The sequence below is a fragment of the Methylosinus sp. KRF6 genome (assembly GCF_018887255.1).
GTDB lineage: Bacteria > Pseudomonadota > Alphaproteobacteria > Rhizobiales > Beijerinckiaceae > Methylosinus > Methylosinus sporium.
Map to the genome: position 1 here is coordinate 1758758 of NZ_JAHLJF010000001.1, position 21035 is coordinate 1779792.

Sequence of the window (21035 nt, forward strand, 5' to 3'; positions counted from 1 at the left end):
CGGGCGCGAGACGTTCTGCAACTACGCTTACGCCGTCACGACATTGCGCGGCGCGCCGGCGACGAAAGCGTCGATATTGTCGATGAGCTGGTCGGCGAGCACCTGCATCGCCTCTTTCGAGGCCCAGGCGACATGCGGCGTGACGATGAGATTGGGGATCGTCGGGTCGAGCAGAATATTGCCCGCCTTCGGCGGCTCGACAGTCAGCACGTCGAAGCCCGCGCCGGCGATGACGCCATTGCGCAGCGCATCGGCGAGCGCCTGCTCGTCGACGATGCCGCCGCGCGCGGTGTTGATGATGATCGACGTCTTCTTCATCGAGGCGAGCTCTTTCGCGCCGATGAGATTCTTGGTCTGCGGCGTCAGCGGCAGATTGAGCGTGACGACATCCGCCTCGCGAAGGATCGTCGGAATATCGACGATATCCGGACCCGGCACGACATCGTTGATGAGCAGCTTCATGCCCAGCGCCTCGGCGCGCGTCGCGATCGACTTGCCGAGCGCGCCATAGCCGATGATGCCGAGCGTCGAGCCGGCGATGTCATAGATCGGATAGTCGAAATAGCAGAACTGGTTGGACTCCTGCCAACGGCCGCGGCGCACCGAATCCACATAGTTCACGAGATTGCGGCGCAGCGCGAAGATCAGCGCGATCACATGCTCGGGAAGCGTGTTGTAGGCGTAATTGCGGATGTTGGAGACCGTGATTCCATTGGCCGTCGTATAGGCCTTGTCGATCACGTCGGTGCCGGTGGCGGCGACAGCGATCAGCTTCAGATCGGGAAGCTGCTTCAGCGTCTCCTCGCGCAGCGGAACCTTATTGGTGATGGCGATGGTCGCGCCCTTCAGACGCTCGACCACATCGGCCGGAGAGCTCTGCGCATATTCCGTATAGTCGTGCGGGAAATTCGGCTTGCGCAAATTGGCGTCGAGCGTCTCGCGATCGAGAAAGACGATTTTGTGCGACATGTTTGCTGCTTCCCCCGAAGTCGCTCGGCCGTTTCGGCTCGACATTTTGCGACGTCGAAACGTCGCCTCTCGTTTTGAAGAAGCGGCCTCGCCCTCGCGAGGGCGAGGCCGCGAATCATCAGGCCTGGAGGATCGGATTGGCGCGATACACGGCCTGGGCCGCCGCGACGCCGCTGCCGGCCGTGACCGGAATGCCGACGTCGAGCATCGCCATTTCCGCGCCCGCGATGGCGCCGAGCAGCATCAGCTCATTGAGGTCGCCGAGATGGCCGATGCGGAACACCTTGCCGGCGACCTTGTTGAGGCCGGCGCCGAGCGCGAGATTGTAGCGCTTATAGGCGATCTCGATGACCTTGGCGGCGTCGAAGCCTTCCGGCACCACGATCGCGGTCACAGTGTCGGAGTTCCACTTCGCCTCCTTGGCGCAGGGCTTGAGGCCCCAGGCCGCGACCGCGGCGCGCACGCCCTCGGCGAGGTGGTGATGACGCGCATAGACCTGATCGAGGCCTTCCTCGAACAGGACATTGAGCGACTCGCGCAGGCCGTAGAGCAGCGGCAGCGCCGGCGTGTAGGGGAAGTAGCCGGTGGCGTTCGCCTTCACATGATCCTGAAAGTCGAAATAGGCGCGATGCAGCTTGGCGGTCTCGCCGGCCTTCAGCGCCTTCTGGCTGACGCTGAGGAGGGCGAGGCCCGCCGGCAGCATGAAGCCCTTCTGCGAGCCGGAGACGGCGACGTCGACGCCCCACTCGTCCTGCTTGAAGTCCAGCGAGCCGACCGAGCTCACGCCGTCGACGAACAGCAGCGCCGGATGCTTGGCGTTGTCGATCGCCTTGCGCACCGCGCCGATGTCCGAGGTCACACCCGTGGCGGTCTCGTTATGCGTGGCGAAGACGGCCTTGATCTCGTGATTCTTGTCGGCCTTCAGCGTCTCTTCGATGCGGTCGGGATTGTTGCCGACGCCCCACTCCTCGTCCTGCTCGATCACATCGAGGCCGATGCGCTTGGCGAGGTCGATCCACAGATGGGTGAACTGGCCGAAGCGCTGCGCGATGACCTTGTCGCCGGGCGACAGAGTATTGGTGATCGCCGCTTCCCAGCCGCCGGTGCCCGAAGCCGGGAAGATGAAGGCCTGGCCGGTCTCGGTCTTGAAGACCTTCTTCAGCTGGGTGAACAGCGGCAGCGTCAGCTCGGGGAACTTCGGAGAACGATGGTCCTCGGAGACGACATTCATCGCGCGCAAAATGCGGTCGGGAATATTGGTCGGGCCGGGCACGAACAGAAAATTGCGGCCCGGAATTCTGGAATTCGACATGTCTTGGGCTCCCTTCGAGCTCATCGGTTCGAGTTTGTTTTGGTCGGACGCGGGGAACGAGGCCCGGCGCCCATTGCTTCTTCTCGCGGCGAACGCGTTCAGAGCGGACTCTGATCGCTCGAACGAGGTCGTTCGAGCGAAGAGCGCTCTAGAACAGGCCGGCGATCCGCCCGTCCGCGCCGACCTCGATATTGTTGGCGGCGGGAACCTTGGGCAGGCCCGGCATGGTCATGATGTCGCCGCAGACGACGACGACGAATTCCGCGCCCGCCGACAGCCGCAGCTCGCGCACCGGGATCACATGACCCGAGGGCGCTCCCTTGGCGTTGGCGTCGGTCGAGAAGCTGTATTGCGTCTTGGCGATGCAGACCGGCAGATGGCCGAAGCCCTCTTTCTCCAGCTCCGCGAAGCGCGTCTTCACCGAAGGATCGAGCGCGATGTCCGAGGCGCCATAGAGCTCGCGGGCGATGGTGCGCACCTTCTCGACGAGCGGCAGATCGTCCGCGTAGAGCGGCTTGAACTGCGAGGGCTTGGCCTCGATCGTCGAGACGACCTTATGGGCGAGCTCCGCCGCGCCCGGACCGCCCGAGCCCCAATGATCGGCGAGCACGCAATCGACGCCCTCGGCCTCAGAAAGCTTCTGCAGCAGCTCGATCTCCGCCTGCGTGTCGGTGCTGAAGCGGTTGACGGAGACGATCACCGGCACGCCGAACTTCTGCACATTGGCGATATGGCGCTTCAAATTGGCGAAGCCCTTCTCCAGCGCCGCGACATTCTCGACCTTCAGATCGTCCTTGGCGACGCCGCCATGCATCTTCAGCGCGCGAATTGTCGCGACGATGACGGTGACGTCCGGCTTGATGCCCGCCTTGCGGCATTTGATGTCGAAGAACTTCTCCGCGCCGAGGTCGGCGCCGAAGCCGGCTTCCGTCACCACATAATCGGCGAGCTTCAGCGCCGCCTTGGTGGCGATGACCGAATTGCAGCCATGGGCGATATTGGCGAAAGGCCCGCCATGGATGAAGGCCGGATTATTCTCGAGCGTCTGCACCAGATTGGGCGCGATGGCGTCCTTCAGCAGCGCGGCCATCGAGCCCTGCGCTTTCAGCTCGGAGGCGCGAATGTTCTTCTTGTCGCGCGTCTGGGCGACGATGATGTCGCCGAGCCGGCGCTGAAGATCCTCGAGGCTGGTGGCGAGACAGAAGATCGCCATCACCTCCGAGGCGACGGTGATGTCGAAGCCGTCCTCGCGCGGGAAGCCATTGGCGACGCCGCCGAGCGAGGAGACGATCGAGCGCAGCGAGCGGTCGTTCATGTCCACGGCGCGGCGCCAGGAGATGCGGCGCGGATCGACGCCGAGCGAATTGCCCCAATAGACGTGATTGTCGATGAGCGCGGAGAGCAGATTATTGGCCGCTCCGATGGCGTGGAAGTCGCCGGTGAAATGGAGGTTGATGTCCTCCATCGGCACGACTTGTGCATAACCGCCACCGGCGGCGCCGCCCTTCACGCCGAAGCAGGGGCCGAGGCTCGGCTCGCGAAGGCACATGATGGCCTTCTTGCCGATGTGATTGAGCGCATCGCCGAGGCCGACCGTGGTGGTCGTCTTGCCTTCGCCGGCGGGCGTCGGCGTGATCGCGGTGACGAGGATCAGCTTGCCGTCCGGGCGGTCCTGCAGAGAGCTGAGATAGTCGAGGGAGATTTTCGCCTTGTAATGTCCGTAAGGCAACACATGTTCGGCGGGGATGCCGAGCTTCTCGCGGGCGACGTCGACGATCGGACGCATGGACGCCGCTTGGGAGATCTCGATATCGGATTTGGGAGAAAGATGCTGGTTGCCTTTCCCGCTGGCCGGGATGGACGTATTGGACATTACAAATTCTCTCCCCTCGCAGAAAGCGTTTCGCCCGCCCTCGAAGATTTATCCGGGCCGAATGGCCTCGTTCCGCGCAGTGGAATTGCTGCGCGCGCAGCCAACGACCGTCGGGCCGAAATCGGGAAGCGCCCGATCTCCGCCGTCATTGTCTCGTGAAACTAGAACCTGCCGATAGTTTCATCAAGAACCACGGCCGGCGCAAGAACCACGGCTAGCGGATCTCGGGCTCTGCGCGAGGTCGTCTCCTCGCCCGCAAAACGTCGATTTTAAATCCGCGGCCCTGTGGCTATGGAGAGATAGAATTTCCTCGTCAAGCGAAATTATCGCGCGCGATCGCCCATGGTTTCCGCACAATTCGGGCGATCGCGACGCTCTCCTCTTCGTTCGGCGACGTCTCGCATTTTCTTCGCACATTCCAATAGCCGGGGCCTTCGGCCTACCCGTGCCCTATCCGTTCAGAGGAGCAGCCGCCCATCGCCGGTCGTGGGCGCAGGAAGGCGGGCGGCCGGCGTTTTGCTGGATAAATCGATCTTTGCGCGTCGGAATCGCCTCGCGCGTCCATCCAGCCTCGCCCGAAAGTCGGGGCCGAGGCGGCATGGAAAAACGGCCACAACCTACCCGTACCCCTTCGAGCGGGGGAGGGAAGGGTCGCTCGACGAATGGGATAGCGCCCGCCCGTTCGTCACTCTGGAAAAAAAGTCAGAGCGAGGCCATTGATGCAATAGCGCAGGCCGGTGGGCGGCGGCCCGTCGGGAAACACATGGCCGAGATGCGAGCCGCAACGGCTGCAATGCACCTCGGTGCGTGTCATCCCATGCGAGTGATCGACCGAGGTGGCGACGGCGCCGTCGAGCGGATCGAAAAAGCTCGGCCAGCCGGTGCCGCTCGCGAATTTCTGGCGCGTGGCGAAGAGCGGCTGATCGCATCCGGCGCAGGCGAAGACGCCGGGACGCTTCTCCTGCTCGAGCGCGCAGCTTCCCGGCGGCTCGGTGCCATGACGACGCATGATGACATATTGGTCGGGCGTGAGCCGCGCCCGCCATTCTTCCTCGGTGCGGGTGACGGGGAATTGTTGGTCATTGGGTTCCGATGCGCCCATAGCAGTCCTCCTCGACAGTTGGGATCGGCCGAACAGGACTTAGCACAAAACGCGCCCGCGACGGAGAGCGGCAAGATACGGCGCCCCCAAAGCGCTTTATACGCGCATTCGAACAGTTCGAGAGGCATGCCGTTCAAAGGTCATAATTGTTATGTCTTCCCGGACGTCCGGAAGAAACCTTCCGAAGCCCGCCAGCCCCTTGCCATCGCGGGCAGAATCGAGATAGATTTTTAAAATGCAAATTTTGTCTCATCGTGGCTGGTGGCGCTCACCGGAAGAAAAGAATTCGGCTGTTGCGATGCAGCGCGCATTCGCCGCGGGATTCGGCGTCGAGACGGATGTGCGCGATTGTGACGGAGCGCTCGTCATTAGTCATGACATGCCACGGACGAGGCAGGGGATTCCGTTTTTCACGTTTGACGATTTTCTCGCCCTCTATACGAGAATCGGCGCCCCATCGACGTTGGCGCTCAACATAAAATCGGATGGGTTGGTCGAGCCGCTTCGGGAGGCTCTGGCTGCGCATGGCGTCACCCGATATTTTGTCTTCGACATGTCTATTCCAGATACGCGATCGTATCTGTCCCACGGTTTGACCGTTTTCACGCGATGGAGTGAGTACGAACCGGGTTCGCGTCTCGATGAGGCGGCCTCCGGCTTTTGGCTCGACGCCTTCGAGGACGCGTTTGTTGAGCCGCGGGCCATTCTATCGGGCGTCGACGGCGGAAAAAAGGTCGCAATCGTGTCGCCGGAGTTGCATCACAAGCCCCATCTCGACGCGTGGCGCATATGGCGCCATACGTTCGAAACGATGAGCCCCGCCGCCCGGGAACTCATATTCCTTTGCACTGATCTTCCAGGCGACGCCAATGTTTTCTTTAACGCCGTCGCATTACCGTCATCGGGTGCGTATCAGGCTCGCTAATGGGCGCCGATATCCGGATCGGCGGACGGGAGAGGTTCTTGTAGATGATCAAAGCCATTCTATTCGACATGGACGGCGTTCTGATCGAAGCGAAAGACTGGCACTATGATGCTTTGAATGATGTGCTCGGCATTTTTGGGATGGCGATCGACTATGACGCACATCTCGCCACGTTCGATGGCCTGCCGACGCGTCGCAAGCTTGAAATCCTCAGCAAGAGCCGAGGTTTTCCGCACGGTCTCCATGACTTCGTGAATAGGCTGAAGCAAGGTCGGACGGTCGAGATCACGACGGCGAAATGTCGTCCGCTGTTTCAGCATCGTTTCGCGCTGTCGAGACTCAAGCGAGACAATCTGAAGCTCGCCGTGTGTTCGAATTCTGTCCGACAGACTGTCGAGTTAATGATGCGGCTGTCTAACTTGGAGCCTTTTCTCGACCTGATGGTTTCGAACGAGGATGTGAAGAAGGCTAAGCCAGATCCGGAGATGTATCGATACGCCATTGGAAGGTTCGGCTTGCAGCCGCACGAGGTGTTGATCCTCGAAGATAACGACCATGGCATCGCAGCCGCGCGCGCATCTGGAGCGCATCTGATGATCATCGGTACAGTCGAGGACGTACGCTACGATAAGATTCGTGAGGCCATCGAAATGGCGGAACGTCTACCGATTCAGGCCGACTCGGCATGACTCGTGATAGCTTAGTCCCCCAATATTAATCGCGAGCAACGAATCATGCAGATCATAATCCCCCTCGCTGGAAAATCGCCATTTTTCCCGCCCGATCATTATTTTTTCCCGAAATGCTTGGTCGAAATACGTGGCAGACCGATGGTCGAATGGGTGGTTGAAAACCTGAAAAACTTGAAACTCGACGCACGTTTTCTTTTTGTCATTCATCAGGAAGAAGTCGCACGTTTTTCCCTCGATCGTACCTTGCGACTTTTGACCGACGGCCGCTGTGAGATCGTCTCGCTGCGCCGACCCACACAGGGAGCGCTGTGTTCCGCGTTGCTCGCCATCGACCACCTCGATCTGGACAAACCGGTTGTCGTCGCGAATGGAGACCAGATCATCGACACCGATCTGCCCGCGGTTCTGACAAGCTTCCGCAACGTCGAAGCGCAGGCAGGCGTGATCACCTTCGACAGCGTGCATCCCCGCTGGTCGTATGTCGCGATCGATGGCTCAGGAAGCGTGGTTCAGGCCGCAGAAAAAAGCGTGATCAGCCGCAACGCCATTGCAGGCTTGTATTACTTCGAAACAGCTCGCATCTTTATCGAGGCCGCGATGCGCAGCATCGAAAATAAGGCGCAGGTTGGTGGCCAATTCTATATTGCGCCGTGTCTGAATGAAATTATTCTTAATGGCGGCAAGGTCGCGCATTTTCCTATTTTGGACCGACAGTATTATAGCTTCTATTCGCCTGACAGAATCAGCCATTTCGAGAAATCGGCGCCTACGCGAGATCACTTGGCGCGCGGCGACGCCGTTGTCGCGGAGACGCGAGTGGTGGTCCCCGCAGCGGGCCTCGGCAGTCGCTTCGCAAAAGCAGGCTACTCAAAACCAAAGCCGTTCATCGATGTCCTTGGTAAACCAATGATCGAACATGTCATCCGTAACGTAACGCCCGGAGGAGCCAAAGTTCATCTTCTATTGCGAAAGGAGCATATACTTGCAGAATCTCGGCTTGTCGAAAGTTTTATTGGACGGCATTATCAGCTTCATGAAGTAGACAAGACAACGGAGGGAACCGCCTGCACTTTGCTTCTCGCCAGAGAGTATTTCGACGATGATAAACCCATGCTCGTGGCGAATGCAGATCAACTCGTAGATTTTTCCGTCGACGATTTCGTCCGCGACTGTGCTGTCCGTGGCCTCGACGGATCGATTCTCGTGTTCCGCGATCCCGGTCGCAATCCAAAATGGTCCTTCGCACGCATCGACGAAGAAGGGCTCGTCCTTGAAGTAGCAGAAAAAAAAGCGATTTCTGATCTTGCAACTGTCGGCGTCTATCTGTTTCGCCGGGGCGCCGATTTCGTTGCCGCGGCCATAGATATGATAGCGCGGAATGATCGGGTGAATAACGAATTCTACACATGTCCAGTCTACAACTACATGATCGCGGCAGGTCTCAAAATCGGCGTATATGAGGTTTCCCAATCCTCCATGCATGGTCTCGGAACACCGGAGGATCTCGATGCTTATCTCTCCATCCATCGGCCGCACTGAATGCACATTGTAGTTCCTCTTGCTGGCCCAGACTTCGAGCGAGCCGACGGCCGCGTAAAGGCCGAGGCCGAGGCCGAGGTCGATGGCGCGCCTTTGCTGCGGCAGACGCTCGACACGCGTGCTTGGCTGCGCAGCGACCGGGCTAGCCAATGCAATCTTACCTTCATATTGCGGGACTCTCCCGTCAGCCGACGGTTCGGGGAGGGGCCGCTCAATGCTTGGTATCCGAAAGCGCGAAGGGTCTTCTTGTCGGGAGAAACACAAGGCGCCGCTTTATCGGCACTGGCCGGAGTCGCGCTGACTCGCAGCACAAGCGAACCTTTATGTATCGACCTCGCCGACATCCAGTATGTATCGACCTTCGAGCCTCGGCGCTTATTCGCCGACAGGCCGGATGTGGGGGCGGCCGCACTCACATTTTCTTCGAACAAGCCTGCCTATAGCTACCTGCGGACCGATGAGACCGGGGATGTCGTCGAGGCGGCGGAGAAACGCGTGATCTCGCAGAATGCATCTGCAGGCACTTATTTTTTTGCCTCTTCGACAGTGTACTTGTCCGCGCTGGCGCACAATCTCGCGAACGTCGACAGAGTAGCGTATAATGGCTTATTTTATGTATGTCCGCTATTCAACGGTGTGCTGGCCAGCGGGCTGAGAGTGGTTTTGGAGCGCGCAGAGAACGTACGTGATATAAAATTTGACGCCGGCGGCCCTATTTAGAATGCTGTCCGCGGGCTCCGAAATGGTCACGTCGCCTCTCGATTGTATCTGCCACCGCGGTCCAGCATCGTCGATGTCCTCCTCTGCGTAGCTCAGTTGAACGATGCGTTACTTTGAACGAGCCCATAGATCCTTGTCGACGCCACAACGGCGAGCGACATCCGACTGAAACAAGGTTGGTGATCTGAGGTTACGTCTTCTTGATCGTCGCGACCGCTCGGAAAACATTCGGATCAAAATCCATTTTGATTCCATGCACCGACGCAGCTGCGCAAACGTGTTGCACAAATCGTTCCTCGGCGGAGAACGTAGACACGAGCGTTCGCGCGACCGTATTGAATTTTGAGGTCTCCTTGGCTGCGGCCAAACCCGTGACGAGATAGAACATTTGCTCAGGGCCTCTATGACCGTCAGAAAAATTCTGCCATAGTAATTCGGTCGCCTGTTCGATGTGCCCGAGCAAAAACAAAGAGGCTCCTTCTAGTTCGGCGTAATTGCGCTCAAAAAGCGACCCCCTGCCAGCCTGCGATAACCTAATGACATTATCATATTTCCCATTAGCGTACTCAGAATAAACGAAGTTGAAGGTCTGCTTCTGAGATTCGACTTCGGCGTCAGAAGCACTGCTTAACTCACCGCCACGCTGAATCCAAATACTGTACTGGGCAGAATATCGATCGATATGTTTCATCCAATTATTTTCAAACGTCGCCCAGTCAACGCAATCGAAGCCAATTTTCGTAAATATCTGGTCGAACAATTCCACAAATCCACAATTTATGGCAGCATCCCTAAAAAATGCTACATTAGAACTAGTCTTATCCAGATAATTAGCAACATAGTTTGAGTAAGCAGATCCAAAGACACAAAAATCATAGTCAGAAAAGCGATCATTTCCGTCCCGCATCCGATAACGATGATCATGCCTACAGAACAGATTCTCAGTACATCCTGCCTCAATCACACTAGAATAGATAATGTATTCAGGGAATAGATTGTAATAATCAAAACTATACAAACTCTCCAACCGAACGTTACGAATACAGTCAGCAGCATTTGGCGTGAGCAGCAGGATTCGATCATCAAAAAAATACGGGATCATGAACGAAGCGCCGATCACCATTGATTTTTGTTGATAGTCGGGAATGGCCCAACATCTTTTAACTAATTCGATCAATTCGACAAAAGCACTAGATGAGCTGAATTCGGCGTCGCTTCTAATCCGAATCACATAGGAATCACGATCTAAACGCCCGACACCGAATGAAATTTGCTGATGCTGAGCCAAGAAGCTCATAATATCACGATTGATCACAGCTCTGAGAGGTAACACTTGAAGACTATCACAAAAATCGATTTCGACCGCCGACTCCCGCGAAGAAAAAACCTCACGCGCAATCGAAACATGATCGGACCATGACGAAAAAACTATCTTATCGAAGCACGATTTGGCCGCAGTCACGCCATCAACTATCGTTTCAAACTTCCCGCGATCTCGAATCTGTCCGGTCATTAACAAAGAGAGTTTCATTAGGCTCTTGTCCGAGTGGTTGCTGTTTTCCCGATCTGTGGTCGTCTGTCAGTCAGCTCGCGCATCTCAATGAATTCGAAACGACGCACTCCGAAGCTTCCGCATCGCTTATGCACGTTCACCTTGTCCGGCGCAAACCTCTCATGAGCTGCAAGACCGTGGTAGAGGCGAATTCGATCGATTCGGCATAGGACCGAACAATCCCTCGCAAGGCTGGCGCTTGTCCAGGGTTCCGACATCGGCTGCGCCGGCGCCTATATAAAGGGCGGTCCGCAGCCAGTCTTTCAGGCCTACGCGATCGGCTCGGCGCCCGAACCGTAATATGCCCGAATCTCACCCGCCGACGAGGCGCGCGGTCCAATCCTCGACCACTCGGCGCGCGAGACGGCGCGCCGCGAGAGCGCGCCATGAGGTCGCGAGCTCGCGCAGCTCGGCCATTTGCGCCAGCGCGTCGCGATCGAGCGTGCGGAGATAGAGCAATTCATTGAGCCGCGACAATGGCCAGTCCGGCAGCGGCCGCTCGATGCGCCCCAGACGATCGCCCGGCTCGGCGACGCCCTCGCGCAGCACGCGATAATACCAGCCCGTGCGCCCGCTCGTCTGCACGCGCCGCGCCATATCGGGCCGCGCGAAGCGGGCGTTGAGCTTCCAGCAGGGCTGGCGTCCCTGGCTCACCTGCAGCAGCGCCGAGCCCAAGGCGAAGACGTCGCCGACGCAGACATCCCTCTCGGTGACGCCGAGCGTCGAAATATTCTCGCCGAAGGCCGGCGGCGCGGCGAGCGCCCCGACCAGCTCCGGCCCTTCCTTCGCCCATAGCTCGTAATGGTCGCGCGGATAATGATGCAGCGCCTTCTCCGGGCCGCCATGATGGCGCAGATCGCCCTGGCGGTCGCCCGAAAGACCGTCGCGACCAATGCGCCAGGGCGGCGCAGCGGCGCTTTTGACGATGCCGCTCGGCGCGTCGCGCGGGCCGAGCGGAACGAGCGCCGCGGCGGCGAACATGGTTTCGATCGTCGTAGACATGGTCGAAACGCCTCGTCCGCGAAAAGGCCTCGCGCGAGCGAAGCTCGGCGAGGCAAGTTTCGGAGTCGCCGAAGTGACATCGGCGGGGGTCGTCCAGAATTACTTCAGCGCCGCGAGGTCGGCGCCGAAATTGATGTGATAGGCGCGCCCGTCGATGACGAAGGCGGGCACGGATTTGACGCCGGCGTCCTCCGCCTCGCGAAGACGCGCCTTGTCCTCGCCGAGATGCACGATTTCGACGTCGAAGACATTCGGGTCGAGCGCTTTGGCGAATGCGGTCTCCGCATCGGCGCAAACCGGACATCCCGCATGATAGAAGGTCGCTTTCGTCGCCATGGCCTTGGTCCTCCTCTCTCCTGGTTTCGGCGCGCCGGGCTCATGCGGGGCGGCGCCTTTCTGCGAGTTCGCCAGAGGCGTCGGGCGTCGCCGCCACAGTCCCCTGCGCCTCGAGAAGCTGCGATTCATTCTACGCCCCGGGGCCGGCCGGCTCGGGCGAGCGACGCGCGAACACGCTCCACGCCTCCTCGCGCGCCGGCGCGGGGGCGGGATCGTGCTCGGGGCAATCGAGCCGCAAATGACGGCCGCCGAATGGGGCGTCGACCAGCGCGCAATGATGCGGCAGCTCGGCGTCCTCATGCGCATAGGGGCGGAAATGACGGCAGGTGACGCAGAGACGTTGCGGCGGAATGGCTTTCGCCTGCTGCAGAGCGCGGATCGTCTTGATGACCAGATCGAGCAGCGTCTGCTGCTCGCGCGGCGAGAGCGTCTCCAGCGCCTGTTCGGCGGAGGTCATGGCGAGGCCGATGGCGCGGACGACGTCGCAGCCGGCTTGCGTCACGCGAATGGCGACGGCGCGCTTGTCCGCGGGATCCGGAAGCTTGACCGCCAGCCCCTTGCGCACGAGCGCGGCGATGGAGTCGGTGGCCGTGGGCTGGGTGACGCCCAAATGCTCCGCCACGGCGCGCAGACGCATCCCGGCTTCCCCGCGCCCGGCGATGAAGGTCAGCGCATGGAGCTGCGTCGGCGTGAGTCCGGCCTCCTCCGCTACGCCCCATTCGTCCGAGCGCATCGCGGCGGCGATACGATCGAGCCCTTCACGCAGGCGGCGGGGCAGAGGAGTGGAGATTGCGTCGAAGGGCGTCATGGAATTTAATTAGGACTCCTAACTAGTTTTGTCAAGCGCCGTCCAGACGGAGTCGCGACGGAACGGTTCCGGCGCCGCATGATCGGGCGAGGCCACGGGAAGGAAGATGAGAACCAGAGTTAAAATCTGCTGCATCGGATCGCCCCACGAAGCGGAATTGGCCATCGGCGCGGGAGCCGATGCGCTCGGGCTCGTCGCAGCCATGCCCTCGGGGCCCGGCTCCATCGCCGACGAGCTGATCGCCGATATCGCCGCCGCTTCCCCGCCGGCGATCTCGACCTTTCTCCTCACCAGCGAAACGAGCGCCGCATCGATCGCCGCCCATATCGATCGCACCAGGCCCACGACGGTGCAGATCGTCTCTCACATCGCCGCCGGCGACGCCGCGGAACTGGCGAGGCTTCGGCCCCACATAAGGCGCGTGCAGGTGATTCATGTAGAAGGGCCACGGGCGCTGGATTTAATTCCGGCCTACAGCCCCTTCGTTCATGCCTTTCTGCTCGATTCGGGCCGCCCCGGCGCCGCCACGCCGGAACTCGGTGGCACCGGCCGCACCCATGATTGGTCGATCAGCGCGGCCTTCGTCGCGGCGAGCCCACGGCCGGTCTTCCTCGCCGGAGGCCTCGACGCCGCCAATGTCGGCGAGGCGATCCGGCGCGTCCGGCCCTTCGGCGTCGACGTGTGTTCCGGGGTACGGCGAAATGGCGCGCTCGACCTCACGGCGCTGAGCGATTTCATGCACGCCGTGCGCGCGGCGGACGAGAGCTGACGCACTCAGGGCTCCGAATTCAGGTTTCCAATTGGTTAACAGCCGCGTCATGCCCACGCTTGTCGCGGGCATCCACGCCGCGACATCGCGGAGAACTGCGAACACAGGCAGAACAAATCCGCTTTGATGAAGCATTGCGGAACGTCTCGGCGTGGATGGCCGGGACAAGCCCGGCCATGACGGTGGAACGTCAACGGGTTGTTAACCCGGATTCGTTGCCCTGGCTGACGCACGATCGCGCTTGCGAGCCGTCGCCTCTCTGCGTTAGGCCAGGAAGGTCATTCGCCTCTCGCAGGATCGACCCTCATGCTCCGTCCCGCCGCGTTTCTGCTCGCCCTCGCCGCCGCGCTTCCGGCGCGCGCCGCCGATCTCAATGATTATCCGACCTCGGCGCGGGCGGATTATGTGTTCGGCTGCATGAAGGCCAATGGCGATTCGCGGCAGGCGCTGGAACAATGCTCCTGCTCCATCGACATCGTCGCCTCCATCCTGCCCTATGAGCGCTATGTCTCGGCGGAGACGGTCGCCAGCATGGATCAGCAAGTCGGGCAGATCGGGTCGCTGTTCCGTAACTCGCGCCTCGCCAAGGAGGCGCTGGAGGAGCTCCGCCGCGCCCAGGCCGAGGCGCAGGTGCGGTGTTTTTGAGGGCGCGTTCCCTCACGCTCCCGACAGCCGCGCCGTCGCCCGCGCATGGCCGATCAGCGGCAGCAGCAGCGATAGTTCCGGCCCATTCTCCGCGCCCGTGAGCGCGACGCGCAATGGATGAAACAGCGCCTTGCCCTTGCGGCCCGTGCCCGCCTTGACGGCGCTGGTCCAGCCGGACCATGTCGCCTCGTCCCAGGGCTCGGCGGGCAGCAGCGCGAGCGCCTCGGCCAAAAATTCCGCATCTTCGCGGATCGGCGCGATCTCGCCCTCGACGACGCGCCACCAGTCCAGCACATCGGCGAAGCGCGTCAAATTCCCCCGCACCGCGCGCCAAAAAGGCTCGGCCTTGAAGCCGACGATGTCATGCGCCTCAAGCCGTTCGCGGACGTCGTCATAGTCCAATAACGCCAGAGTGCGATGAGTGAGCGGACCCAAATCGGCGGGATCGAAGCGCGCGGCGTTGCGCGAGAGATGCGCGAGATCGAACGAATGCGCGAGATCGCCGAGCGAGCGGACCGCATGGACGCTGTCCGAGGAGCCGGTGAGCACGGCGAGCGCCGCCACGGCGAGGGCCTCATAGCCCTCCTCCCGCAGCGAGGCGATGGCGAGCGAGCCGGTGCGCTTGGAGAGCGCCTCGCCGGTCCCGCCGACGAGAAGATTGTGATGCGCGAAGATCGGAGCCGGCCGCTCCGGCGCCAGCGCCTGGAACAGGCGAATCTGCACCGCCGTATTGGTCACATGATCCTCGCCGCGAATCACATGGGTAATGCCGAGCTCTATGTCGTCCACCACGGAAGGGAGCGTGTAGAGAAAGCTGCCGTCCTCGCGCAGCAGCACCGGATCGGACAGAGTGGCGCAATCGATCGCGCAATCGCCGCGCACGAGATCGCGCCATTCCACGACGCCGTCCGGCAGCTTGAAACGCCAATGCGGCTTGCGCCCCTCCGCCGCGAGCCGCGCGCGCTCCTCGAGCGAGAGCTTCAGCGCGGCGCGGTCATAGACGGGCGGCAGGCCGCGCGCCTGCTGTAATTTGCGGCGCTTCTCCAATTCCTCCGGCGTCTCGTAGCAGGGATAGAGCAGGCCGGCCGCTTCGAGACGCGCCGCCGCCGCCTCATAATGCGCGACGCGCTGCGACTGCCGCACCACCATATCCGCCCGCACGCCGAGCCAGGCGAGATCGACCTCGATCGCCTGCGCGAACTCCTCGCGCGAGCGGGCGAAATCGGTGTCATCGAATCGCAGCACGAATCTTCCATGGTGGGAGAGGGCGTACAAATAGTTCAGCAGGGCCGGACGCGCATTGCCGATATGGATGCGGCCGGTCGGCGAGGGCGCGAAGCGAACAATCGGAGTGGTCATGAGCAAACTTCGGCAGGAGGAGAATGCGAGGGCCGCGCGACGCGAAAAGATTCTCGCGCCGCCCCCCTTTTGCCAAGAGCTGAGCTCCTTGTCAGGCGGAATATCGGTCTGGCCCGCCCCGGGACTGCGCAGCCGTCGCCGCCCGCCGGCGCAGGGCAAGGCCGCCGCCCGTCTCGAATCCCGCAAGTGACAGGCAGGGAACACGCATGATCATGGCCTATGTGTGCGCCGCCTTTTGCGCGACGCTGCTCACGCTCAACCTTTCCAGCATCGCCATCGCCGCCTTCCGCTGCAAAGCCCGCCCTCGCAATCTGCGCGTTCCGGCCCATGCGCCGCCGGTGAGCATCGTGCGGCCTCTGCGCGGACTGGAGACCTTCAGCGAGGAGACGCTCGGCTCCACCTTCGCGCTGGATTATCCCCGCTACGAGGTGCTCTTCTGCGTGCAGTGCGCCAATGATCCGGTGATTCCGCTGGTCGAGCGGATGATCGCCGCGCATCCGCAGATTTCCGCTCGGCTGCTCGTCGGCGACGATTATGTGAGCGTCAATCCCAAGCTCAACAATTGCGTCAAGGGCTGGGACGCCGCGCGCTACGCCTGGGTGGTGCTGGCCGACTCGAATGCGCTGCTGCCGCCCGACTATATTCAGACCATGCTCGCCGCCTTCCGCGACGACACGGCGCTGTCCATCTCCATGCCGATCGGCTCTCGCCCCAAGGGCTTTTGGGCGGAAGTGGAATGCGCTTTCCTCAACACCTTCCAGGCGCGCTGGCAATATGGGGCGGAGGCGGTCGGCATCGGCTTCGCGCAAGGCAAGAATATGATGTGGCGCCGCGAGGTGCTGGAGCGCGCCGGCGGCATTCGCGCTCTCGGCGCCGAGATCGCCGAGGACGCCGCCTCCACCAAGATCATCCGCGCGCAAAAGATGAAGGTGCGGCTCGTCGACATGCCCTTCGAGCAGCCGCTCGGCCATCGCACGGCGCATGAGGTCTACTCCCGCCATGTGCGCTGGGCGCGTCTGCGCCGCGTCACCTTCCCCGCCTATTTCGCGCCGGAATTCATGAACGGCAGCTTCATGCCCGTGGTGACGGGCGCTTACGCCGCGCATCTGCTCGACGCCAATGTGGCGTTGACGGCGGCCGCGATCCTCGCCGGGCTCTATGGCGCGGAATGCCTCCTCGCCCGCATCGCCGGCTGGCGGCTCTCGCGGCTGACCCCGCTGGCGCTGTTGACGCGCGACATTCTGCTGCCGGTGATGTTCGTAGACGCCTGCCTCTTCGACGATTTCGTCTGGCACGGCAACGCCATGACCGTGCGCGAGCAGGAAGAGCAGACGACCGGCTGAACGAATTCCTCCGACATTCCCTCGAAAAGACCCGCGAAGAAGGAAGGGGCGCCGCGAGGCGCCCCTTTTCATTTGGCCGGCTCCTCCGGCGTCGTTATGTCGATCTTGCGAATGACGCGCTCCGGCTCCGGCCGCACCAGATCGATGGACAAGAGCCCGTTGACGAGATCGGCGCCCAGCACCTGCATCCCTTCGGCCAGCAGAAAGGCGCGCTGGAACTGCCGCGCGGCGATGCCACGATGCAGGAACTGCCGCTCGCGATCGTCCTCCAGCTGCTTGCCGCGAATGACGAGCTGGCTCTCCTCGAGCGAAATCTCCAGTTGCTCGCGCGTGAAGCCGGCGACGGCCAGCGTCAGCCGCAGCCGATCGGGACGAGAATCGGCGCCCGGCAGCCTCTCGATATTATAGGGCGGATAACCGTCGGAGCCCGAGCGTGTGACGCGATCCAGCGCGCGTTCGATTTCGTCGAACCCCAGGAGGAAGGGGGAATTCAGCGTCGGCAGTCGTGCCATTACGAAGCCCTCGCGGCGCTTCTCGTGCGAAAAATCTGCGAGGCCCGGCGTCGGCGCCTCGGGGCCGTATATGGAGCCGAAGCTCGACACGATCAAGCGGGGGCGGCAGGACGTAGCGTCCCCACCTCAGAATTGCCAGAGGAACCGCCCTTTCAGCGCATGAGCTTCCGCGCCGGAGGCGAGACGGGACGAATAGACGAGCGAGGCGAGCGCATTGGGCGCGACGGCGGCGTCGAGCCCCGCCTCGATCAGCAGCGCGTCGACCGCGAGCGGCGCGCCGGCGACGAAGACCGGCGCGGATCCAGGAGCGAGGGACATTCCGGTCGTCGGAACGATGCGGTCGAAAGCGTGGCTCCAGGCGAAGGACGCTCTGGCGGAGACGGCCGCGGCTCCGATCGTCCATGCAGAGGTCCGCGCTCGGACGCCGATGGAGGAGAAGGTCGTGGCGGTCTGCGCTCCGGCGACGGTCAGGGCCGCGGACCCGCCGCTCTCCCGAAACCCATCGCTCGCCACCCGCACATGAGCGACGCCGGCGAAGGCCTCCGCCCCCTCGAACGGCCAGAAGCCGCGGAACAAGCCACGATAGGAGGCCTCGCCGAAAGCCTGCGCCGTATGCGCGCCATAGTCGGCATGAGGGGCGTCGGCGAAGCCGCGGAAGGCGATCCGGCGCATCGTCGTCACATCGTGATGAGAATAGGCGCCGCCGACTCGCAAACCGAGATCGGCGGCGCGCGTGTCGCCATAAACGGCCACATGAGCGGATTCCATGTCGCCGGTCGAGGCGCGGGAGTCGACGCGCGCCTCGCTGTGTCCGCCGCCGGCGGCGACGCCCAATCGCGAATCGCCGAGCGCCATATCGACGCCAGCGAGGCCTCCGGCCGTGCTCATGCGCGCGGTCGCGGCACTGCCGTCGCCGCCGAGGCGCGCCCAATCGCCAAAGCCATGGGCCCAGACCGCGAAGACGGGGACGGTCGATCCGGAGACCGCCTGCCGCTGCCGCTCGAGCACCGCATCGCGCAGCATCCGGCTCTCATCGACGAGCAGGGCGCGCAGGCTCGAATGGATCTCGCCCGAGAGCCCGTCGAAGGCGGCCCTCGCCTCGGCCGCCGTCAGCAGCAGCGCGGGCGCGACGATCGGATGCGCGAGGCCGGCGAGCTCCAGCGCTCGGCCTGCGGCGATCTGATTGCGCGTGCCGCCGACGTTCGAGAAATCGACGCTGTTGCGCACGAGCTTCAGATAGACGTTGTTCGCGTCATAGCTCAGCGACGGACTGTAGAAGGCGAGATCGGTGGTCGCCTCGTCGAAAACGCCGGAGCGCCCGCCCGCGGCGGTCAGAATCGTGTAGGAGGCGTTGGCTGCGTAATCCCCCTGCGCCGCCAGCGCGCGCACCGCGCCGCCGTCGATCGTCGCGGTCCCGGCGACGGAGAGCGCGCCGGCCGCGCTCGGCGTCACGCCGACGGTCAGCGCGGAGCCCGCCTGCTGGACGTAATTGCCCTCGATCGTGAACTTTCCGCTGTCGATTCGCACATTGCCGAAATTCGCGACCGCGCCGGCGACGACGCCCGCGCCGGTCAGCGTCGCGCCGCTCCGCACCTCGATCGCCGGGCTCGTGAGCCGCCCGCCGACATGCGTCACGCCGCTCGTCAGCGTCACGCCGCGCGAGAAGGCGCCGGCTCCCGTCAGCGTCCAGTCGGAGCCGTTCATCGCGAGCGTTTCGAAATTCTGGAACTTCGCGATGCTTTCGGCGCCCGAGCCTTCGAGGATGAGATTGTCGGTATTGGCGCCGCCCAATACATTGCCGTTGAGCGTCGACCCGGTCTGTAGCCGCAGCGTGTGGACAGCCGCTGTCGCCGCGCCGCCGCCGGCGGCGAAACTGATCGCATTGACGGCGCCGCTGATGGAGCCGCTATTGGTGATGTCGGCATTCGAATTGTTGCGGATCAATATGCCCTCGGCGTTCGTCGAGCCGATCGCGCCGGTGTTGACGATCGTCCCGCCACCGGTCGCTTCGACCGCCGGTCCGCGCCGGGAGGAGATGGAGCCAGCGTTGCCGAAGGAGGCGAAAACGGCGCTGGCGCTGGCGTAGACGCCATTATAGTCGCCGAAGATCACGCCGCCGACGGCGTTCGTGAAGACCGAGGGCCCGCCCTGCATGAGCACGCCGGTGCTGAAGCCGCTCGTCTTCGTCGCCTGTATCGAGCCGCCGTTGAAAAGGACGCGCGACGTCCCCTGCCCGATGGAAACGGCGTTCAGGCCGGTGTCGGTCTTGATCGTTCCGCCGCCGAAATTATTGACGGTTCCTCCGAACCACATCGTCACGCCCTCGCCGGCGCCGCCGGTGATCGTTCCGTAATTGTCCAGATGGCCCGGGCCGCCCGCCGGAGGCAGGCCGAACGGCTTGTAGCCGAAGGTCATGGCGGTCAGCGTGCCGGTGACGGTCGCTCCGCTCGCGTTGAGGAACGCGCCGCCCTGGCCGAGCGTCACCGTGTTGCCGCCGCTGACGGAGCCGTTATTGGTCACCGACCATGCCTGGAGCGTGGCGCCGATCGCCGGACTCGAAGAGCCGATGGCCACGCCGCCGTTGATATGGGCCGTCGTTCCGGTGAAGGCGTCGAGGTTGACGCTCGGCGCGTTGGCGGCGATTTCGACATCGGCGGCGAAGGCGCCTTTGGCGTCGAGAAATGCCGCGATCAGAACGGTTGCAAAACCAACCGCCGCCGATCCTCGACCGGCGCTCGAGCAAGCTGTCATCTGGCCCTCCCCCCGCGGCGCAGAGCGCTGCCTCGGCCGTGAGTATCGAAAGGCCGGCGATTCGAAACCTGACTCTTCAGCCAGGTCGCGTTCAGATGAGGCCGTAGAGCGCGAGGCGGGTCACGCATTCCGAGCGCGACGAGGAGCCGAGCTTTCTCTTCGCGCCTTCGATGTGGAAATGCGCGGTCGAGCGCGAGATGCCGAGCACCTGGGCGATCTCCCAATCGGTCTTGCCGACGGCGACCCATTGCATACACTCGATTTCCCGCGCGGTGAGCTTCGGCATGTCCTCCGAGACGAGGCCGAAGCCGATCTCTCTGCGGCAGCGCTCGTGAATGGCGCGGGAAATGAGATCGAGACAGGCGCGCTCCTGCGGCGAGAAGGTCACCGCCTCGAAGGAAGCGAGGGAGACGAGGCCCTGGTAGCCCATGGGCCCATGGATCGGCACGCCGACCACCTCGCGCCATCCATAATCGCGACCGATGTCATAGACGGCCTGCGCGCGCGGCGTCAGCGGCCGGCGCGTCTCGACCTCGCTCCAGAGGTAGAGCGTCATCGAGCGCCGCGCCTCCTCGACGAAAGGATCGTCGGCGAATATCTGCCTTTCATTGTAGAGGGCGAGCCAATCTTCAGGCCAATCGTTGAAGAAGAAACGATGGACGCGATGCGCCGAGACGCCGGTCCAGGCGCCGCAGACGGAATGGACGAGGCCGAGCGTCTCGATGAGTTCCCGAAATTCGGCGACAGCCGAATGAACCTCGATGCCGCCAGCGCAAGCGCCGGCGAGCGCAAGGGCGCGGGCGGAAAAGTCGGCGGACATGAACGG

General features: G+C 62.5%; 19 protein-coding genes. 7 read left to right on the forward strand and 12 right to left on the reverse strand.

What is annotated here, in order from left to right; translation table 11 throughout:
* Positions 1–27: 27 nt before the first annotated feature.
* The 4 genes from KP010_RS08450 to msrB form a co-directional block, all read right to left on the reverse strand.
* The gene (locus tag KP010_RS08450; protein ID WP_142862959.1) at positions 28–969 is read right to left on the reverse strand and encodes a D-2-hydroxyacid dehydrogenase; all 942 of its coding nucleotides are present in this window, start codon (positions 967–969) and stop codon (positions 28–30) included.
* Positions 970–1087: 118 nt separating this feature from the next.
* Complete coding sequence (locus KP010_RS08455; protein ID WP_036293367.1) at positions 1088–2281, reverse strand: aminotransferase class V-fold PLP-dependent enzyme; 1194 nt, start codon at positions 2279–2281, stop codon at positions 1088–1090.
* Positions 2282–2429: 148 nt separating this feature from the next.
* Positions 2430–4154 (reverse strand): formate--tetrahydrofolate ligase, encoded by a 1725-nt coding sequence (locus KP010_RS08460; protein ID WP_142862958.1) that lies wholly within the window; start codon positions 4152–4154, stop codon positions 2430–2432.
* 685 nt (positions 4155–4839) lie between these two features.
* Positions 4840–5256 (reverse strand): peptide-methionine (R)-S-oxide reductase MsrB, encoded by a 417-nt coding sequence (msrB, locus tag KP010_RS08465; RefSeq protein ID WP_142862957.1) that lies wholly within the window; start codon positions 5254–5256, stop codon positions 4840–4842.
* A gap of 235 nt (positions 5257–5491) precedes the next feature.
* Here msrB and KP010_RS08470 point away from each other — a divergent pair, with 235 nt between their 5' ends.
* Genes KP010_RS08470 through KP010_RS08485 form a run of 4 tightly spaced genes read left to right on the forward strand, consistent with a single transcriptional unit; the run spans position 5492 to position 9132 of the window.
* On the forward strand, positions 5492–6181 hold the full coding sequence (locus KP010_RS08470; RefSeq protein WP_142862956.1) for a hypothetical protein: 690 nt from the start codon (positions 5492–5494) through the stop codon (positions 6179–6181).
* A gap of 44 nt (positions 6182–6225) precedes the next feature.
* Entirely contained in the window at positions 6226–6870 is a 645-nt protein-coding gene (locus KP010_RS08475) for an HAD family phosphatase (RefSeq protein ID WP_142862955.1), read from the forward strand.
* Between the two features lie 45 nt (positions 6871–6915).
* Positions 6916–8412, forward strand: a complete 1497-nt coding sequence (locus tag KP010_RS08480) for a glycosyltransferase family 2 protein (protein WP_142862954.1) — start codon at positions 6916–6918, stop codon at positions 8410–8412.
* Complete coding sequence (locus KP010_RS08485) at positions 8413–9132, forward strand: hypothetical protein (protein WP_216280732.1); 720 nt, start codon at positions 8413–8415, stop codon at positions 9130–9132.
* Between the two features lie 190 nt (positions 9133–9322).
* On the opposite strand, the gene KP010_RS08490 is transcribed toward KP010_RS08485, so the two are convergent.
* The 4 genes from KP010_RS08490 to KP010_RS08505 form a co-directional block, all read right to left on the reverse strand.
* Positions 9323–10663 (reverse strand): hypothetical protein, encoded by a 1341-nt coding sequence (locus KP010_RS08490; RefSeq protein WP_216280733.1) that lies wholly within the window; start codon positions 10661–10663, stop codon positions 9323–9325.
* Positions 10664–10996: 333 nt separating this feature from the next.
* Positions 10997–11686 (reverse strand): MOSC domain-containing protein, encoded by a 690-nt coding sequence (locus KP010_RS08495; protein WP_216280734.1) that lies wholly within the window; start codon positions 11684–11686, stop codon positions 10997–10999.
* A gap of 99 nt (positions 11687–11785) precedes the next feature.
* The gene (locus KP010_RS08500) at positions 11786–12022 is read right to left on the reverse strand and encodes a thioredoxin family protein (protein ID WP_142862950.1); all 237 of its coding nucleotides are present in this window, start codon (positions 12020–12022) and stop codon (positions 11786–11788) included.
* A gap of 130 nt (positions 12023–12152) precedes the next feature.
* Complete coding sequence (locus KP010_RS08505) at positions 12153–12830, reverse strand: MarR family winged helix-turn-helix transcriptional regulator (protein WP_246659837.1); 678 nt, start codon at positions 12828–12830, stop codon at positions 12153–12155.
* A gap of 106 nt (positions 12831–12936) precedes the next feature.
* On the opposite strand from KP010_RS08505, the gene KP010_RS08510 reads away from it, so the two are divergent.
* Both KP010_RS08510 and KP010_RS08515 read left to right on the forward strand, forming a co-directional pair.
* Positions 12937–13599 carry a phosphoribosylanthranilate isomerase gene (locus tag KP010_RS08510; RefSeq protein WP_142862949.1) on the forward strand — a complete coding sequence of 221 codons (663 nt, stop codon included), beginning with the start codon at positions 12937–12939 and terminating at the stop codon, positions 13597–13599.
* A 306-nt stretch (positions 13600–13905) separates the two neighbouring features.
* Positions 13906–14244 carry a hypothetical protein gene (locus KP010_RS08515; protein ID WP_166141100.1) on the forward strand — a complete coding sequence of 113 codons (339 nt, stop codon included), beginning with the start codon at positions 13906–13908 and terminating at the stop codon, positions 14242–14244.
* 12 nt (positions 14245–14256) lie between these two features.
* On the opposite strand, the gene KP010_RS08520 is transcribed toward KP010_RS08515, so the two are convergent.
* On the reverse strand, positions 14257–15603 hold the full coding sequence (locus tag KP010_RS08520) for a glutamate--tRNA ligase (protein ID WP_142862947.1): 1347 nt from the start codon (positions 15601–15603) through the stop codon (positions 14257–14259).
* Positions 15604–15809: 206 nt separating this feature from the next.
* Here KP010_RS08520 and KP010_RS08525 point away from each other — a divergent pair, with 206 nt between their 5' ends.
* Positions 15810–16946, forward strand: coding sequence for a ceramide glucosyltransferase (locus KP010_RS08525; RefSeq protein WP_142862945.1), 1137 nt, complete (start codon positions 15810–15812; stop codon positions 16944–16946).
* A gap of 68 nt (positions 16947–17014) precedes the next feature.
* On the opposite strand, the gene KP010_RS08530 is transcribed toward KP010_RS08525, so the two are convergent.
* From KP010_RS08530 to KP010_RS08540, 3 genes are all read right to left on the reverse strand, one after another.
* Complete coding sequence (locus KP010_RS08530) at positions 17015–17458, reverse strand: Hsp20 family protein (protein ID WP_108915633.1); 444 nt, start codon at positions 17456–17458, stop codon at positions 17015–17017.
* Positions 17459–17584: 126 nt separating this feature from the next.
* Positions 17585–20209: an autotransporter domain-containing protein gene (locus KP010_RS08535; protein ID WP_142862944.1), complete on the reverse strand. Its 2625-nt coding sequence runs from the start codon at positions 20207–20209 to the stop codon at positions 17585–17587.
* Positions 20210–20300: 91 nt separating this feature from the next.
* Positions 20301–21029 (reverse strand): LuxR family transcriptional regulator, encoded by a 729-nt coding sequence (locus tag KP010_RS08540; protein WP_142862943.1) that lies wholly within the window; start codon positions 21027–21029, stop codon positions 20301–20303.
* Positions 21030–21035 lie beyond the last annotated feature (6 nt).